Below are 18,106 nucleotides of genomic sequence, written 5' to 3' on the forward strand. Positions count from 1 at the left end.
ACGCAAGTCCACCGCGATCGGGGCGTGCCGGCTGGCCGCGTCGAATCCCTGAAACCCAATGCACCTGAAAGGAACCAGCGCATGGCAACGAGGCAGAGCAGTCAGAAATTCATTGCCCGCAATCGGGCGCCGCGCGTACAGATCGAGTACGACGTCGAGCTGTACGGCGCGCAGAAGAAAGTCCAGATCCCGTTCGTGATGGGCGTGATGTCGGATCTGTCCGGCGCCAATGCCGGCGATCTGCCGCCGATCGAGGAACGCAAGGCGCTGGAGATCGACGTCGACAATTTCGACAGCCGCATGCAGTCGATGAAGCCGCGCGTCAATTTCAACGTGGCGAACACGCTGACGGGCCAGGGCAACCTGGAAGTGGACATCGCGTTCGAGAGCATGGACGACTTTTCGCCGGCCGCCGTGGCGCGCAAGGTGGAAGCGCTCGCCAAGCTGCTGGAGGCGCGCACCCAACTGGCGAACCTCGGCACCTATCTCGACGGCAAGGCCGGCGCGGAAAAGCTGATCGAGCGCGCGCTCAAGGACCCGGCGCTGCTGCAATCGCTGAGCGCGGCGCCGAAGCCCGCCGGCACCGAACCCGAACAGGAGTGATGGCGACATGGACAGCCAGCAACAACTCGCCCCGGCCGGCGCGCAGCTCGAAACGAGCGGCGCAAGCGATTTCGCGGCCCTGCTGAACAAGGAATTCCGGCCGAAGAACGAGCGCGCGAAAGAGGAAGTGGAAGCCGCGGTGCGCACGCTCGCCGAGCAGGTGCTGCAGGACGCGAACATCGTGTCCGACGACGTGACGCAAACCATCAACGCCTACGTCGCCGAAATCGATCGCAAGCTCAGCGAACAATTGAACCGCATCATGCATCACGCCGATTTCCAGAAGCTGGAAGGCGCGTGGCGCGGCCTGCATCACCTCGTGACGAATTCCGAAACGGATCCGATGCTGAAGATCCGCGTGATGAACGTGTCGAAGAAGGAACTCGGCAAGAACCTCAAGCGCTTCAAGGGCGTGGCCTGGGATCAAAGCCCGGTGTTCAAGCGCGTGTACGAGGAAGAATACGGCCAGCTCGGCGGCGAGCCTTACGGCTGCCTGATCGGCGATTATTACTTCGACCACAGTCCTCAGGATATCGAACTGTTGCGCGGCATCTCGCAGATCGCGGCCGCCTCGCACGCGCCGTTCATCTCGGCGGCCGAATCGTCGCTGCTCGGCATGGAGAACTGGAACGAGCTGGCGAACCCGCGCGATCTGTCGATGATCTTCACCACGCCCGATTACGCCGGCTGGCGCTCGCTGCGCGAGATGGACGACGCGCGCTACCTGGCGCTGACCATGCCGCGCACGCTGGCTCGCCTGCCGTACGGCGCGAAGACCGACCCGGTCGAGGAATTCGATTTCGAGGAAGACACCGAAGGCGCGGATTCGGCCAAGTACACCTGGCAGAACGCGGCGTATTCGATGGCGGTCAACATCAATCGCTCGTTCAAGCTGTACGGCTGGTGCACGCGCATTCGCGGCGTGGAATCGGGCGGCGCGGTGGAAAACCTGCCGGTGCACACGTTCCCGAGCGACGACGGCGGCGTGGACATGAAATGCCCGACCGAGATCGCCATCACCGACCGCCGCTCGGCGGAACTCGACAAGATGGGCCTGATGCCGCTCGTGCATCGCAAGAACTCGGACGTGGCCGCGTTCATCGGCGCGCAGTCGGTGGCGAAGCCCGAGGAATACGACGACCCGGCCGCCACCGCGAACTCGAACCTCTCGGCGCGGCTGCCGTACATGTTCGCGTGCTGCCGCTTCGCGCACTACCTCAAGTGCATCGTGCGCGACAAGATCGGCTCGTTCAGCACGCGCGAGCAGATGGAGAACTGGCTGTCGAACTGGGTCATGAACTATGTGGACGGCGACCCGGTGAATTCCAGCGAGGAAACCAAGGCACGCAAGCCGCTGGCGGCCGCGCAAGTGGTGGTGGAGGAAGTGGAAGACAACCCCGGCTACTACACCTCGAAGTTTTTCCTGAAGCCGCATTACCAGCTCGAAGGCCTGACCGTGTCGCTGCGCCTCGTGTCGCGGCTGCCGTCCGGGCGCGCGGCCTGAATGGTTCCAGCGGTCTAACCGGCATTCCGGCCGGCGCGGCGACGCGCCGGTCCCCTCGTTCGTCGAACCGGCGAGCAATCTCATCAGCAACGCACAGAGGCAACTATGGCATTCGACATGCACCTGAAATTCGGCTCTGGTTCGGTCACGATCCAGGGCGCATCCAACCACTCGAAGCACAAGAACGAGGTGCCGATCATCGCGTGGTCGTGGGGCGTCAGCAATACCGGCAACCTGCACACCGGCGCGGGCTACGCGTCGGGCGGCAAGGCCAACATCCAGGACATCACCATCACGAAGTACATCGACAGCTGCTCGAACGCGATCCTCAACGCCTGCTGCACCGGCGCGCGCCTCGACAACGCGTACCTGTACGTGACCAACGCCACCGGCCAGCAGACCGACTTCCTGACGCTCGAACTGAGCGAAGGCGTGCTGATCACCTCGGTGTCCACCGGCGGCACCGGCTCGGACGAACGGCTGACCGAGAACATCACGCTGCACTTCGGCAAGTTCAAGTATTCGTTCCAGCCGCAGGACGACGAAGGCAAGGCGAGCGGCGGCACCAAGGATTTCACGTACGACATCCAGCAGGTCGCCAAGCAGTAAGCCGCCTAGCCGCATCCGCGCCGCGACGGCGGATGCGGCGCGCCGGAGCCGGGCCTCGCGCCCGGCTCCGTTCCCAGCCCGCCCATCAAGGAATGTTTCGCCGTGAGCCCCCTTCCTGTCACTGCCAGCCCCGAAACGCTGCTCGCCAACGGGCAACTGGACGAAGCGCTGCGCGCGCTGTCCGCCGAGGTTCGAAGCCGTCCGGCCGACGCCCGCTTGCGGGTGTTCCTGTTCCAGTTGCTGGCCTTGCTCGGCGACTGGGCGCGCGCCGAACGGCAATTGGCAGTCGCGCACGAGCTGGATGCGCAGAACGCGCTGATGGCGAGCGCCTACGGCACCGCGCTGCACGGCGAGATCGAGCGCGCCGCCGTGATGGCCGGCAGCGCGCTGCCGCCGCTCGTCGGCTCGGAGGAGCCATGGCACGCACCGCTCGTGCAATCGCTGGCGGCGCTGTGCAGCGGCCACGTGCAGGCCGCGCTGGCGCTGCGCAACGATGCGTTCGACGCCGCGCCCACGGTGGCGGGGCACATCGACGGCGAGCCGTTCGAGTGGATCGCCGATGCCGACCCGCGCTTCGGCCCGTGCCTCGAAGTGATTCTCAAGGCCGGCTATACCTGGGTGCCGTTCTCGCAGGTCCGCTCGCTCGATTTCGAAGCGCCCAGCGACCTGCGCGACAAGATCTGGGCGCCGGTGCGCATTGGCTGGCAGGCCGGCGGCGAGGCGGTCGGCTTCGTGCCGTGCCGCTATCCGGGCAGCGAGCATTGCAGCGTCGCCGCGCTGACGCTGGCCGCGCGCACCGCCTGGGTCGAGCAGGATGCGGACTGCTTCGTGGGCCAGGGCCAGCGCATGCTGGTGACCGACCGCGCCGAGCATTCGCTGCTCGACGTGCGTTCGATCACGTTCGACGCGCGCTAGGCGCCCGGCCATGGCCGAACTCACCCCGCAGGAGCGCCTGCAGCCGTCGCTGCTCGACCGGCTCACCGACCTCGCGCCGCACGAGCCCGACGAAAGCCGCGAGCAGCGCGTGATCACCGCCGCGCGGCTGCGCGAGTGCGTCACGCGCGACATCGCCGCGCTGCTGAACTGCACGCGCCAATGGGATGGCGAGCGGCTCGACGAACTCGACGGCCTCGACCAGGTGCGCAACTCGGTGCTGAATTTCGGCATTCCCGACCTGGCCGGCGCGACGCTGTCGGGCATCGACGCGGGCACCTTGCAGGAGCGCATCCGCGTCGCGCTGCTCGATTTCGAGCCGCGCCTGATCGCCGACACCGTGCAGGTGAGCGTGCATGCCGACGAGGCACGCATGGACAGCCGTTCGCTGAGCTTCCGCATCGACGCACAGATGTGGGCGCAGCCGATGCCGCTCGGCCTCTACCTGCGCACCGACGTCGATCTCGAAACCGGCGAGTTCCGCGTCGCGCAACATTTCGGCTGATGGCTATGGATCCTCGTCTTCTTCGTTACTACAACCGCGAATTGCAGCACGTCCGGGAAATGGGCGCGGAATTCGCGCGCGCCTACCCGAAGGTGGCCGGCCGGCTCGGCATGGAAGGCTTCGAATGCGCCGACCCCTACGTCGAGCGCCTGCTCGAAGGCTTCGCGTTCCTGGCCGCGCGCGTGCAACTGAAGCTCGACGCGCAATACCCGGTGTTCACCCAGCATCTGCTGGAGATGATCTATCCGCATTACCTCGCGCCGATTCCGTCGATGGCGGTGGTGCAACTGCATCCCGATGCGAGCGAGGACTTGCCGCCGGCCGGGCACGCGGTGGCGCGGCACACGGTGATGCGCAGCCTGACCGGCTTCGGTGAGCGCACCGCCTGCGAATACCGCAGCGCGCACGAGGTGACGCTGTGGCCGCTCGAACTGAGCGAGGCGCGCTACTTCGATACGCCGGCCGCGCTGGCCGCCGCCGGCCTCGTGCCGCCGCGCCATCGCCCGGTGCGCGCGGGCTTGCGGCTGCGGCTGCGCACGCTGGCCGGCGTGCAGGCCAACATGCTCGCGCTCGACCGGCTGCCGGTATTTCTGGCCGGTGCCGACGAACTGCCGGGCCTGATCCACGAACAATTGCTGGCGAACTGCGCCGGCTACACGGTGCGTACCGCGGCATCCAGTGAAGGCGAATGGCTCGCCGACCACCACGACGCTACGGCGCTGCGCCCGCTCGGCTTCGACGAGCACGAGGGCATGCTGCCGTACGGCGATCGCTCGTTCAGCGGCTACCGGCTGTTGCAGGAGTATTTCGCGTGCCCGGAGCGCTTCCGTTTCGTCGAGTTCACCGGGCTGCGCGCGCTGCTCGCGCGTGCGCGCGGCACGGAGTTCGAGATCGTGGTGTGGCTCGATCGCAGCGTGCCGCGCCTGCACAACGCGATCGACGCGGGCAATTTCCGGCTGTTCTGCACGCCCGCCGTCAACCTGTTCGAGCGGCGCGCGGACCGCATCCATCTGCAGACGGGCAAGACCGAATATCACGTGATCGGCGATCGCACGCGGCCGATGGATTTCGAGGTGCACAGCGTGCTCGACGTGCAGGGCTACGGCGATCGCCAGGAGCCCGAACAAAGCTTCCTGCCGTTCTACGGCGGCAACGCGCGCACCTGGCACGGCGGGCAGGCGGCGTTCCACACGCTGCGCCGCGAGCCGCGCCTGCTGTCGAGCCGCCAGAAGGAGAAGGGCGCGCGGTCGAGCTACGTCGGCAGCGAGACCTTCATCGCGCTGGTCGACGCCAACGACGCGCCGTACGCCACCTCGCTGCGCCAGCTCGGCCTGCGCGTGTTGTGCACCAACCGCGATCTGCCGCTGCACATGCCGGTGGGCAAGTCGTACACCGATTTCACGCTCGATACCGATGCGCCGGTGGCCTCGATCCGCTGCGTGGCCGGCCCGACCCGGCCGCGCGCGCCCACCGCGATCGGCGACACCGCCTGGCGGCTGATCAGCCATCTGCAACTGAATTACCTCTCGCTGCTCGGCGAGGATGGCGAGCAGGGCGCGGCGGCGCTGCGCGAGATGCTCGGCCTCTATCACGACGAGTTCGACGCCGCCGCGCGCCGGCAGATCGAGGGCATCAAGCAGGTAGTCGCGCGGCCCGCCACGCGCCGCATTCCGGTGCCGGGGCCGATCACCTACGGGCGCGGGCTCGAAATCACGCTGACCTGCGCCGACGCCGCGTTCGAGGGCGGCAGCGCGTTCCTGCTCGGCTCGGTGCTCCAGCACTTCTTCGCGCGCTACGTCTCGCTGAATTCGTTCACCGAAACGGCGCTGCGCACCTTCGAACGCAACGAGGTAGCCCGATGGCCCGCGACCCCCGGCAAGCGTCCGATCCTGTGACGGCCCGCGCCGGCGAGGCCGCCGCCGAGCTGGAGGCGGCGCTGCACGCGCGTCCGTTCGATTTCGAATTCTTCGAGGCGATGCGGCGGCTCGAATGCGCGTATCCGGCGCAGCCGCGCTTCGGCCATTCGATCAAGCCGGCCGAAGACCCGGTGCGGCTTGCCCACGCCGCCTCGCTCGAATTCCCGGCGCGCAGCATCGAGCGCTTCGAGCCGAGCGAAAACGGCGAGCCGGGGCGGCTGCACGGGCTGTTCCTCGGGCTGTTCGGGCCGAACGGGCCGCTGCCGCTGCACCTGACCGAGCACGCCGTCGATCGGCAGCGCAACGCCAAGGATCCGACGCTGGTGGCGTTCGCCGACCTGTTTCACCACCGGATGCTGAGCCTGTTCTACCGCGCCTGGGCCGACGCGCAGCCGACCGTGCAGTTCGACCGCCCGGCGCAGGACCGGTTTCGCACCTATGTCGGCGCGCTGATCGGCATCGGCTCGCCGCAACTGGAGGGGCGCGACGCGCTGCCCGATGCCTACAAGCGCTTCTTCGCCGGGCGGCTGGTGCCGCAGGCGCGCAACGCCGAAGGCCTCGAGGGCCTGCTCGAACACTACTTCGAGGTGCCGGTGGCGGTGCAGGAGTTCGTGATCGGCTGGATGGCGCTGCCGCCGGAAGCGCACCTGCGCATGGGCGGCGCGATGGCGCAGATGGGCCGCAACGCCACGCTCGGCGCGCAGGTGCGCGGCGCGCAGCACCGCTTCCGGCTGCGCATCGGGCCGTTGAGCCTGAACCAGTTCAACCGCTTCCTGCCCGGCGGCGATGCGCTCGAGGAGCTGGTGGCGGCCGTGCGGCTGTACGTGGGCGGCGAAAAGGGCTGGGACGTGCAACTGGTGCTGAAGAAGGAAGACGTGCCGGGCATGCACCTGGGCCGCGCCGGGCGGATGGGCTTCAGCACCTGGATGGGCCGCTATCCGAAGCCGGCCGACGCCGACGAGGTGGTATTGACGCCGGTGGACTAGCGCCGGGCGGCCCGGCTTGCCCCGGGTGGAACGCAATGAAGCGCGGCGCGGCCGGCGCTTCGTCACTTTGAACCGGTGGCCGCCGAGCGGCCGCCTCACTGTCTACAGGATGGATCATGGCCGAAATCAGTCGCGGCGCCTTGTTCGGCAAGCTCAATGCGCTGGCTTACCGCGGGATCGAAAGCGCCACCGTGTTCTGCAAGCTGCGCGGCAACCCCGATGTCGAACTGGCGCACTGGCTGCATCAGATCCTGCAATTGCAGGATTCGGATCTGCACCGCATCGTCCGGCACTTCGACGTGAACCCGTCGAATCTGGCGCGCGACCTGAGCGTCGCGCTCGACCGGCTGCCGCGCGGCAGCACGTCGATCTCCGACCTGTCGGCCGACGTGGAGGAGGCGGTGGAGCGCGGCTGGGTGTTCGCCACGCTGATGTTCGGCGAATCGCAGGTGCGCACCGGCTATCTGCTGGTGGGGCTGCTGCGCACGCGCCATCTGCGTCACGCGTTGCAGGCGCTGTCGGCGGAATTCGCGAAGCTCAAGCCCGAGGCGCTGGCCGACGGCTTCGCACAAATCGTGGCCGGCTCGCCCGAGGACAGCCTGCCCGCCACCGACGGCTTTCGCGCCGAGGCGGCCGCGCCCGGCGACGCCAGCGGCGCGCTCGCGCCGCCGCAGGCGAGCGGCCAGCAGGCGTTGCGGCAGTTCACCGTGGACCTGACCGCGCAGGCGCGCGACGGCAGCCTCGATCCGATCGTCGGGCGCGACGGCGAGATCCGGCAGGTGGTCGACATCCTGATGCGGCGGCGGCAGAACAACCCGATGCTGGTGGGCGAGGCCGGCGTGGGCAAGACGGCGGTGGTGGAGGGCTTCGCGCTGCGCATCGCGCGCGGCGACGTGCCGCCGCCGCTCAAGGACGTGGTGGTGCGCACGCTCGATATCGGGCTGTTGCAGGCCGGCGCGAGCATGAAGGGCGAATTCGAGAACCGGCTGCGGCTCGTGATCGAAGCCGTGCAGGCCTCGCCGCAACCGGTCATTCTGTTCATCGACGAGGCGCACACGCTGGTCGGCGCGGGTGGCGCGGCCGGCACCGGCGACGCGGCGAACCTGCTGAAGCCGGCGCTCGCGCGCGGCAACCTGCGCACCATCGGCGCGACCACCTGGGCCGAATACCGCAAGCACATCGAGAAGGACCCGGCGCTGACGCGGCGCTTCCAGACCGTGCCGGTCGACGAGCCGGGCGAGGACAAGGCGATCCTGATGATGCGCGGCGTGGCCGGCGTGATGGAGCGCCACCATCGCGTGCAGATCCTCGACGAGGCGCTGGAGGCGGCCGTCAGGCTGTCGCATCGCTATATCCCGGCGCGGCAGTTGCCCGACAAATCGGTGAGCCTGCTCGACACCGCCTGCGCGCGTGTCGCGATCAGCCAGCACGCCGTGCCGGCCGAGATCGACGATGCGCTCAAGCGCATCGAGGCGCTCGAAACCGAGCAGCGGATCATCGCGCGCGAGGCGCGGATCGGCATCGACACGGCCGCGCGCGAGGCGCAGGTGCAAGATGCGCTCGATGCGCAGCGCGCGCGGCTCGTGCTGCGCGAGGCGGCGTGGGCCGGGGAAAAGGCGTTGGTCGAGCGGATTCTGGCGCTGCGTGCGCAATTGCGCGGCGATGGGGAGGCGGTGGACGACGTTGGCAGCGCAACGAAGGCGGTGGCGAACGAAGCGCGGGACGCCGCGTCGGCAGAAGCGCCCGCCACGGCACGGCCGCAAGCACTGGCTGAAATGCCCGCCGTAGCACGGCCGCAAGCACTGACCGAAACGCTGGCCGACGCCCCCCTCGACGCCGCCACCCGCGCCGCCACACTTGCCGATCTCCAACGCCTGCAAGCCGAGCTGGCCGCCTTGCAGGGCGAGACGCCGCTGATCCTGCCGAGCGTCGATTACCAGGCCGTGGCGGCCGTGCTGTCCGACTGGACCGGCATCCCGGTCGGCCGGATGATGCGCAGCGAACTGCGCACCGTGATGAACCTCGCGAGCCTGATCGGCGAGCGCGTGATCGGCCAGGATCACGCGATGGAGGCGATCGCCAAGCGCATCCAGACCTCCCGTGCCGGCCTCGACAACCCCGACCGGCCGATCGGCGTGTTCATGCTGGCCGGCACCTCGGGCGTCGGCAAGACCGAGACGGCGCTGGCGCTGGCCGACGCGCTGTACGGCGGCGAGCACAACCTCATCACGATCAACATGAGCGAGTTCCAGGAGGCGCACAGCGTCTCCACGCTGAAGGGCGCGCCGCCGGGCTATGTCGGCTACGGCGAGGGCGGCCTGCTGACCGAGGCGGTGCGCCGCAAGCCGTATTCGGTGGTGCTGCTCGACGAGGTCGAAAAGGCCCACCCCGACGTGCACGAGATGTTCTTCCAGGTGTTCGACAAGGGCGCGATGGAGGACGGCGAGGGCCGCGCCATCAACTTCCGCAACACGCTGATCCTGCTGACCACCAATGTCGGCACCGACCTGATCGCCCGGTTGTGCCAGGACCCCGACCTGATGCCCGACGCCGACGGCCTGGCGCAGGCGCTGCGCGCGCCGCTGCTCGAGGCGTTTCCGCCCGCGCTGCTCGGCCGGCTGGTGACGATCCCGTATTTCCCGCTCAGCGGCGAGATGCTGGCGCGCATCGTGCGCCTGCAGCTCGACCGCATCAAGCGGCGCGTGGAGGCGCGCTACCGCGTGCCGTTCACGTACGACGACGCCGTCGTGCAACGGGTGGTGAGCCGTTGCACCGAAAGCGAATCGGGCGGCCGGATGATCGACGCGATCCTGACGAACACCTTGCTGCCGGCCGTCAGCCGCGCGTTCCTGACGCGCACGCTGGAAGGCGACGCGCTCGAATGCGTGAGCGTGAGCGTCGAGGGCGGCGATTTCGCCTACCGGTTCGAGGCGCCAATCATCGAATCGGGAGCCACCGCATGAAAGCCATTCCGAAGCGCCTCCACATCATCTGGATCGGCGGCGACATCCCGACGCGCAACCGCGAATGCATCACGTCGTTCACCAAGCTGAACCCCGATTGGGAGATCAACCTGTGGATCGACGCGAACCAGCTGCTGACCGGCGAGCGCCGCCAGCAGATCAGCGAGCGATACAAGGCCGCGCACAACGGCGCGGCGGTACCGGCTGCCCACTGGCAACAGTCGGCCGACACGCTCGGCGAGCGGGGTGGCGACAACGCCACGATCGATTATCTCGAAACCTACCTGGGCCGGCGCGGCGAGGCGCTGGAGGGCAAACGCAGCCGCAACGCCAATTCGATCATGATGTTTTGCGAGGCCAACCGGATCAAGCTGCGCGAGGTGCAGCGCGACCTGAAGATCGGCAAGAACGCGCCGATCTACCGCCAGGAACTGGTCAATCGCGGCGGCAACTTCGGCGCCGCCAGCGACATCCTGCGCATCGAGATCCTGCTGCAACACGGCGGCATCTACGTCGATACCGACATCCGCTGCGTGCAGGCGCTCGGCGAGATCATCTGCCACCAGTCGTACCCGCGCTTCTCGTCCAGCTATGCCAGCGCGAGCTGGAAGACCGTCGACGAGCAGGGCTGGAACAGCGACGAGTGGTGGCAACGCACCGTCACCGGCGCGGACCAGCCGCAGATCAGCAATTCGGTGATCGCGTCGCACGCGGGCTGCCGGGGCCTGACCGCCTACAAATCGCTGATCCACAGCAATTACAAGGCGCTGAAGAAGCCCGGCGAGCTGCGCGACCTGTATGCGGCGAGCGTGCGCCACTCCACGGTCAAGATGACCGGCCCGACCGCGGCGGCCGAAAGCTCGGGCTTCAAGAAAATCCGCGACGCGTTCGGCGACCGGCAATTGCAGTCGCCCGACGCCGGCCAGCGGCTGGAGGATTCCCGCTTCCTGCGCGACAACTGGTACTTCCCCATGTACAAGGTGCGCGACCAGTATTTTCACGACTGGTTGTGAAGCGCCGCCGCCCGCGCGCGGGCGGCGCCGAAAACTCGATGGAATAGATCGCCGCCCCCGGTTGTTATTGGTCGTGAAGCTCATCGACACAGGCACGCGAATCATTCCATGGCTCACGCAATCACACTCGGTTCCAACGTCGGCAGCAGCCTGCTGTTCTCGAACCTGAGCGCGACCGAGGCGCTTGGCAGGCTGTTTTCCTACCGTCTCGAAGCGATCAGCAAGAACACGGCGGTGGACCTGCGCGCGCTGCTCGGCACGCCGATGACGGTCAAGCTGGTCACGCCGCAGGGCTACACGCGCTATTTCAACGGCATCGTGTGCGAGGGCGAGCAGGCCGGCTTCGTCAATATCGACGGCGTGCGCTACGCCGTGTACCGCTTCGTGCTGGTGCCGAAGCCGTGGCTCGCCACGCGGCGGCGCGATTGCCGCATCTATCGCGGCAAGAGCGTGCCGCAGATCGTGCAATCGGTGCTGGGCGACATCGGCTACAGCGACCTCAAGCCGAGCCTGACCGGCAGCTATCCGCCGCGCGACTACTGTGTGCAATACCGCGAGAGCGATTTCGACTTCATCAGCCGCCTGATGGAGCAGGAAGGCATCTACTACTTCTTCACGCACACCGAAGGCACCCACACGATGGTGCTGGCCGACGCGCTCGGCGCGCACACCACGGTGCCGAGCTTCGAGCAGATTCCGTACGCGCCGCCCACCGAGCGCGGCAAGCGCATGAAGGCGTCGATCAGCGATTGGGAAACGGCGCGCGCGATGAACACCATGCGCGTGCAGCTCGACGATTACGACTACCTGAAGCCGAAGGCGTCGCTGCTGGCCACCGAGACGCTGACCGAGAGCGACGAAGCCTCGAACCTCGGCGGCCTCGACGCCTACGATTTCTCGTACGACACGGTGGGCTACGAGCAGCGCCTGAGCGACGGCCAGCGCTACGCGCAGGTGCGTGCCGACGCGCAGAACGTGCCGCTGTTCACGAGCACCGGGCAGACCGACGCGTGCGGCCTCGCCACCGGCGCGCTGTTCCGGCTCAAGGATTTCCCGGCGGCCGAGGCGAACCAGGAATACCTGGTGATCGGCGCCGAGACGCGGCTGGTCGAGCCGGATTACGCGTCGGGCGGCGGCGGGGACGACGGCGAGCCGCCGTTCCACTGCGCGTTCCGGGTGATCCGCAGCCGCCAGCCGTTCCGCGCGATGCCCATTACGCCGCGCCCGACCATCGCCGGGCTGCAGACGGCCGTGGTGTACGGCGACACGCCCGAGGACATCGCCGTCGACAAATACGGCCGCGTGCAGGTCACGTTCTTCTGGAGCCGGCCCGGCAAGCCGCACGCCGACAACTCGTGCCCGGTGCGCGTCGCGCAGTTCTGGGCCGGCAAGCGCTGGGGCGCGCAGTTCATTCCGCGCGTGGGGCAGGAGGTGGTGGTCAGCTTCCTCGACGGCAACCCGGATCGGCCGCTGATCATCGGCAGTGTGTACAACGCCGACAACATGCCGCCGTACAGCCTGCCCGACAACAAGACCCAGAGCGGGCTCAAGAGCCGCAGCCACGCGGGCGGCGGCAGCGAGGATTACAACGAGATCCGCTTCGAGGATCGCAAGGGCGACGAGCAGGTGCTGATCCACGCGCAGAAGGATTTGCGCGAGGAATCCGAACACGATCACGACGTGCAGGTGGCGCACAACTACACGCTGACGGCCGGCAACCAGATCAAGCTCGTCACCGGCCTGGCCAGCATCACGATGAACCGCTCCGGCGAGATCGCGATCCAGGGCACCAACCTGACGATCAACGGCGAGATGAACGTGACGCTGGTTTCGGGCCTCGCGATGGAAATCAACTCGAAGGCCAACCTCAACATCAGTTCGGTGGCGGCGATGGAAATCCTGTCCGAAGCCGATTGCCTCGTGCAGTCCACCAACCTGCAATTGATCGGCACGGCCACGGCCATTCTGGGCGGCGCCGCGCCGATGATCCTGTGAGCGCGCTGCTCGACGCCGCGCGGCAGATGAAGCTGTCCGCGCCGGCCCTGGCTTGCCTGCACGACGCGCAGGCGCCGCGCACGGCCGTGCAGGCGCTGCTCGACGCGGGGCTGTGCGCCGACGCGTTGAGCCTGCTCGCGCGCCTGCTGCCGCACCGCTACGCGGTGGCCTGGGTGTGCCAGTGCGGCAGCCGCCAGACGCTCGACGCGCACGATCGCGCCGGGCTCGCGCTGGCCGAGGCCTGGGTGCGCGACCCGCGCGAGGCGCGCCGCGCCGAGGCCGCCGCGTTCGCGAGCGCGCATCGCTACCGCGGCATCGGCGCCTGGTGCGCCGCCGCCGCCGGCTGGACCGGTGGCGATCTCAATCCGCGGCACGCGCAACCCACGCCGCCGCCCGAGCACCTGAGCGCGCTCGCCGCGATGGCGGCGCTCGGCTACATGGCGGCGCTCGTGCCCGCGCAATTCGATGCCCGCCGGGCCGCGTTCGTCAACGACGCGCTCGGTCTGCTGGGCACGCCGGATGGTTTCGAAGGAGGTGATCAATGAGCAACGTGCAAAGCCTGATTCTGTCGGTGCAGGGCGAACGGGCCGAACGGCTCGGGGCGCGTCGCGAGCACACGTTCGATTGCCGCGACGGCAGCATCGGCCGTTCCGACGAGTGTGACTGGGTGCTCGGCGCCGATGGCGTGTCGCGCCTGCATGCGCTGGTGCGCTATCTGAACGGCCTGTATTTCATCGAGGATCGCAGCACCAACGGCATGCTGTTGAACGGCGCGTCGCTGCGGCGCGGCGAGCCCGCCACGCTGAAGCATGGCGACTGCCTGCAGATCGATACGTTCGAGATCGACGTGCGCCTGCAGGGCGAGGCCGCGACGCAATGGAGCGCGCTCGGCGACGACGGGCGCGCGGTGGCGGATACGGTGTCGCCGGTGGTGGGTGCGGCTTCGTCGGCTTCGATGTTCGAGGCGCAATCGGCGCCGAAGGCCGCGCCGGTCAAGCCGGCGCCGGCCGATGCGCTCGATTTGAGCCTGCTGCTCGCGCCGCGTCGCGGCGAGGCGGCCGGCCATGACGGCGATGGCCTGATTCCGGACGCCGCGCCGGGCGCGAGCCTCGATCCGCTCGCGATGTTCGACGCGCCGTCGTCCTACGACGATGCGCCGTCGCGCCACGAGCCGCCGGCCGAATCGTGGAATCACACGCCGGCTGTGTCCGACCGGTTCCGGCCGCCGCAAGTGGAGGCGATGCGGACCAGCGCTCCGGTGCTGCCCGACGATTGGGACATGACCGGCAGCCGCGTGGTGGCGCGGGTGGAGCCGGTTCGGCGGGATGAGTCGATCGTGCCGGAGGTGGGCGTGCCGTCGATGCCGTCGATTCAGCCGATTCAGCCGATTCAGCCCGAGCGTGCCGTGGTGGTGCCGCCTGCGCCGGTCGCAGCACCGATCGAGGTGGAGCCGGCCTCGCTGATCGACGCGCCGCCGCAGGCCGCAACGCCTCATGTCGTGCCGCCGCAGCAGCAATCCGCGCCGGCATCGGCGGTCGATGCGGCATCGGCATCGGCTGCCATTCCGGCATCGACCTCGACCTCGACTTCAGCACCGGCCTCGACTCCGATTCCGACAGCGGCATTCGCACCGGTAACGGCCTCGTTTCCGGCACCGGCACCGGCATCGGCTCCGGCATCGGGATCGGGATCGGGATCGGGATCGGGATCGACGCCGACTCCGGCATCGGCATCGGCATCGGCATCCGCTTCGACGGCCGCGCTGCAACCGCAATCCGTCCCCGCACCGCAAGCCTCGCCCCCATCCCCCGACCTCGAAGACATGTTCCGCATCGCCGTGGACGCGATGATGGACGTGCTGCGCGCGCGCGCCGAGCTGAAGAACAGCTTCCGCCTGCCCGCCACGCTGATCCAGCGCACCGAGAACAACCCGCTGAAGTTCGCGCCGACCGCGCAGGAAGCGGTCAAGCGGCTGTTCGCGCCGCCCGACCAGGGCTTCCTGGCCGGCAGCGCCGCGCTCCACGACGCCGCCGCCGACATCCGCAATCACCAGATGGCGATGCTGGCCGGCGTGCGTTCGGCATTCCACTCGCTGCTCGAGCATTTCGATCCGGCGCGCATCGAGGAGGCCGAGGGCGGCAGCCCGCGGCGGCTCTCGCTGGGCGGCCGGCCGCGCCACTGGGAGCGCTACAAGGCGCAGTTCGAGGCGCTCACGCGCGACCCCGACGATTGCTTCCGGCGCCTGTTCGGCGACGAATTCGCGCGGGCCTACGAGGAACAACTGGTGCGCCTGAAAAGCCGTCGCGACTGACCGCAGCCGCAGCCGTAGCGCACCACCCCCGCCGCCCGCGCCGGCGGCCACGCACACCGAACCCTGGATCGACGTATCGCCATGACCCAAAGCAACAAGATCGTATGGAGCGAAGGCCTGTTTCTGCGGCCGCAGCACATGCAGCAGCAGGAGCGCTATTTCGAGCGCTACGTGGAGCTGCGCTCGGGCGGCCTGCGCCCGCACGCCTGGGGCTTCCAGGAACTCGAACTCGAAACCGACCTGCTGGCGATCGGCAAGCTCGGCATCAAGCGCGCGAGCGGGGTGTTTCCCGACGGCACGCCGTTCTCGATGCCCGGCGACGATCCGCTGCCGCCGCCGCTCGACATCGAATCGAACTGGCGCGACCAGGTCGTGCACCTGACCTTGCCGCTGCGCTCGGTTACTCAGCCGGACAGCGCCTGGCCCTCCGCCACGGCCGATCAGCTGACGCGCTACCGCGTGCGCGAAACCGAGGCGCGCGACGCGTCCGGCAGCATGGACGGCCTGACCACGCTCGAAGTGGGCGGCATGAGCACGCGCCTGCTGCCCGATTCGCAGCCCACCGAGGGGCTGATGCGGATTCCGCTGGCGCGCGTGGTGGAATGCCGCGCCGACCGCCGCGTGATCCTCGACGATGGCTTCATGCCCACCGCGCTGCGCACCGAGGCGGCGGACCGGCTCGTCACGTTTCTGTCCGAACTGCTGGGGCTGCTGCACCAGCGCGGCGAGGCGCTGGCCGGCCGCGTGGTGGAAACCGATCGCGGCGGCGCGGCCGAGATCGCCGATTTCCTGATGCTGCAGGTGGTGAACCGCTACCAGCCGCTGATCGCGCATCTGGCCGCCGCGCCGCTGCTGCATCCCGAGGCGCTGTATCGGCAGTTGCTCGAACTGGCCGGCGAACTGGCCACGTTCACCGAGCCCGGCAAGCGCAGCCGCACGTTCACGCCGTATCGCCACGAAAGCCTGCGCGACAGCTTCGAGCCGCTGATCGCCGCGCTGCGCATGGCGTTGAGCGCCGTGCTGGAGCAGAGCGCCGTGCCGATCCCGCTGCAACAGCGCAAGTACGGCGTGTGGGTGGGCGTGGTGCCCGATCCCACGCTGCTCGACACGGCCACCTTCGTGCTGGCCGCCAAGGCCGACATGAAGGCCGAGGACATGCGCCGCCAGTTGCCCGCGCAATCGAAGATCGGCCCGGTCGAGAAGATCCGCGACCTGGTCAACCTGCAACTGCCGGGCATCGGCGTGTCGCCGATGGCGGTCGCGCCGCGCCAGTTGCCCTATACGTCGGGCTTCGTGTATTTCGAGTGCGACCGGCAATCGTCGATGTGGCGCATGTTGAAGACTTCGGGCGGCATCGCGATGCATTTCGGCAGCGGCTTCGCCGGCCTCGACCTGCAATGCTGGGCGGTGCGCACATGAGCACGAATTCCCGCAACGGCGAGCGCAACCCGCCACCCGACGCCACCGTGCTGCGCCCGCGCGAAGCGGCCGGCGCCGACGACGCCACGCGCATCGCGATGCCGCGCCCGGCGCAGGCCGCCGGCGCCACCCACAACGCGCGGGCGGCGCGCGCCGAACGCCGCGCCGAACTCGGCGACTTCATGAGCGGCGTGGCCAATCCGCTGGTGCGCGCCGCCAATCCGCTGCTGCTGCTGACCGTGCAGTTGCGGCACAGCGTGGCGCCGCCGGCCGACGTCGCCCGCCTGCGCGAGCAGGCCGTCGCGCAGGTGCGCAGCTTCGAGCATTACGCGCAGGACGCCGGCATCAGCACGCAGACGGTGATGGCCGCGCGCTACGTGCTGTGCACGCTGATCGACGAGGCCGTCAACATCGCGCCGTGGGGCGACCTGAGCGGCTGGGCGCAGAAGACGCTGCTGGTCACGTTCCACGGCGAAACCTACGGCGGCGCGAAGTTCTTCCAGATCCTCGACCGCCTGAGCGCCGATTTCTCGCGCCATCTCGACCTGATCGAGCTGATGTACATCTGCCTCGCGCTCGGTTTCGGCGGGCGCTACCTGGTCGAGCCGGGCGGCCTCGGCCGGCTCGCCGACATCCAGGACGACCTGTACCGCCGCATTCGCGGCCTGCGCGAGGCGCCGGCCGCCGAACTCGCGCCGCACTGGCGCGGCGTGGAGGATCGCCGCAACCCGGTGATGCGTCACGTGCCGCTGTGGGTGGCGCTGGCCGCCTCGGCCGTGATCGTGCTCGGCGCGTTCCTGTATTTCTTCACGCGCTTGAACGGCCTGAGCGAGCCGGCCAGCGCGCAGCTTGCCGCGATCGGCCTGGAGAACGCGCCGCCGCCGCAGGGCGGGGCCGCGCCGAAGCCGGCGCGCAGCCTCAAGGCGCTGCTCGGCCCGCTCGAACAGGCCGGCGCATTGAGCGTGGACGAGCAGGCCGACGGCCGCGCCACCGTGCGGCTGGCCGCCGGCGCGCTGTTCCCCTCGGGCGGCGCCGACCTCGCGCCCGACGAGATCCCGGTGCTGCGCCAGGTGGCCGCCGCGCTGAACCAGGTGCGCGGCCGCGTGATCGTGGTCGGCCACACCGACGATCAGCCGGTGCATTCGCTGCAATTCAAGGACAACTTCGCGCTGTCCACGGCGCGCGCCCAGCACACGCTGGCGATCCTCGCGCAAGGGCTCGACGATCCGCGCCGGCTGGAGGCGAACGGCGCGGGCTCGTCGCAGCCGATCGCCGTGCCGCCGAGCCTGCCGGCCAACCGGGCGCGCAACCGCCGCGTGGAAATCCTGTACACCCCGGAGAACTGAACC

At 68.8% G+C, this 18,106-nt stretch carries 14 protein-coding genes; all 14 read left to right on the top strand.

What is annotated here, in order from left to right; genetic code table 11:
• The first annotated feature begins 81 nt into the window (after positions 1 to 81).
• The 14 genes from tssB to icmH all read left to right on the top strand — a co-directional run bounded on the left by tssB (position 82) and on the right by icmH (position 18,103).
• Positions 82 to 603, top strand: a complete 522-nt coding sequence (tssB, locus tag AB4850_RS05700) for a type VI secretion system contractile sheath small subunit (protein ID WP_414441628.1) — start codon at positions 82 to 84, stop codon at positions 601 to 603.
• Between the two features lie 7 nt (positions 604 to 610).
• Entirely contained in the window at positions 611 to 2,107 is a 1,497-nt protein-coding gene (tssC, locus tag AB4850_RS05705) for a type VI secretion system contractile sheath large subunit (protein WP_414441629.1), read from the top strand.
• A gap of 105 nt (positions 2,108 to 2,212) precedes the next feature.
• Positions 2,213 to 2,716, top strand: a complete 504-nt coding sequence (locus AB4850_RS05710; RefSeq protein WP_414441630.1) for an Hcp family type VI secretion system effector — start codon at positions 2,213 to 2,215, stop codon at positions 2,714 to 2,716.
• Between the two features lie 102 nt (positions 2,717 to 2,818).
• Positions 2,819 to 3,631, top strand: coding sequence for a type VI secretion system accessory protein TagJ (locus tag AB4850_RS05715; protein WP_414441631.1), 813 nt, complete (start codon positions 2,819 to 2,821; stop codon positions 3,629 to 3,631).
• Positions 3,632 to 3,641: 10 nt separating this feature from the next.
• Positions 3,642 to 4,154 carry a type VI secretion system baseplate subunit TssE gene (gene tssE, locus AB4850_RS05720; RefSeq protein ID WP_414441632.1) on the top strand — a complete coding sequence of 171 codons (513 nt, stop codon included), beginning with the start codon at positions 3,642 to 3,644 and terminating at the stop codon, positions 4,152 to 4,154.
• Between the two features lie 5 nt (positions 4,155 to 4,159).
• Positions 4,160 to 6,049, top strand: a complete 1,890-nt coding sequence (tssF, locus tag AB4850_RS05725; protein WP_414441633.1) for a type VI secretion system baseplate subunit TssF — start codon at positions 4,160 to 4,162, stop codon at positions 6,047 to 6,049.
• Positions 6,013 to 7,056, top strand: coding sequence for a type VI secretion system baseplate subunit TssG (gene tssG, locus AB4850_RS05730; protein WP_414441634.1), 1,044 nt, complete (start codon positions 6,013 to 6,015; stop codon positions 7,054 to 7,056). Before tssF ends, tssG begins: the two co-directional genes overlap by 37 nt.
• A gap of 116 nt (positions 7,057 to 7,172) precedes the next feature.
• Complete coding sequence (gene tssH, locus AB4850_RS05735; RefSeq protein ID WP_414441635.1) at positions 7,173 to 10,019, top strand: type VI secretion system ATPase TssH; 2,847 nt, start codon at positions 7,173 to 7,175, stop codon at positions 10,017 to 10,019.
• Positions 10,016 to 11,032, top strand: coding sequence for a TcdA/TcdB catalytic glycosyltransferase domain-containing protein (locus AB4850_RS05740; RefSeq protein WP_414441636.1), 1,017 nt, complete (start codon positions 10,016 to 10,018; stop codon positions 11,030 to 11,032). Before tssH ends, AB4850_RS05740 begins: the two co-directional genes overlap by 4 nt.
• A 108-nt stretch (positions 11,033 to 11,140) precedes the next feature.
• Entirely contained in the window at positions 11,141 to 13,027 is a 1,887-nt protein-coding gene (gene tssI, locus AB4850_RS05745; RefSeq protein ID WP_414441637.1) for a type VI secretion system tip protein TssI/VgrG, read from the top strand.
• Entirely contained in the window at positions 13,024 to 13,572 is a 549-nt protein-coding gene (locus tag AB4850_RS05750) for a DUF6931 family protein (protein ID WP_414441638.1), read from the top strand. Before tssI ends, AB4850_RS05750 begins: the two co-directional genes overlap by 4 nt.
• Positions 13,569 to 15,338 carry a type VI secretion system-associated FHA domain protein TagH gene (gene tagH / locus AB4850_RS05755; RefSeq protein WP_414441639.1) on the top strand — a complete coding sequence of 590 codons (1,770 nt, stop codon included), beginning with the start codon at positions 13,569 to 13,571 and terminating at the stop codon, positions 15,336 to 15,338. The genes AB4850_RS05750 and tagH overlap by 4 nt, the downstream gene beginning before the upstream one ends.
• 81 nt (positions 15,339 to 15,419) lie before the next feature.
• The gene (gene tssK / locus AB4850_RS05760) at positions 15,420 to 16,757 is read left to right on the top strand and encodes a type VI secretion system baseplate subunit TssK (RefSeq protein ID WP_414441640.1); all 1,338 of its coding nucleotides are present in this window, start codon (positions 15,420 to 15,422) and stop codon (positions 16,755 to 16,757) included.
• Entirely contained in the window at positions 16,754 to 18,103 is a 1,350-nt protein-coding gene (gene icmH, locus AB4850_RS05765; RefSeq protein ID WP_414441641.1) for a type IVB secretion system protein IcmH/DotU, read from the top strand. Before tssK ends, icmH begins: the two co-directional genes overlap by 4 nt.
• The last annotated feature ends 3 nt before the right edge of the window (positions 18,104 to 18,106 follow it).

The sequence above is a fragment of the Burkholderia sp. 22PA0106 genome, assembly GCF_047497155.1.
Lineage (GTDB): Bacteria > Pseudomonadota > Gammaproteobacteria > Burkholderiales > Burkholderiaceae > Burkholderia.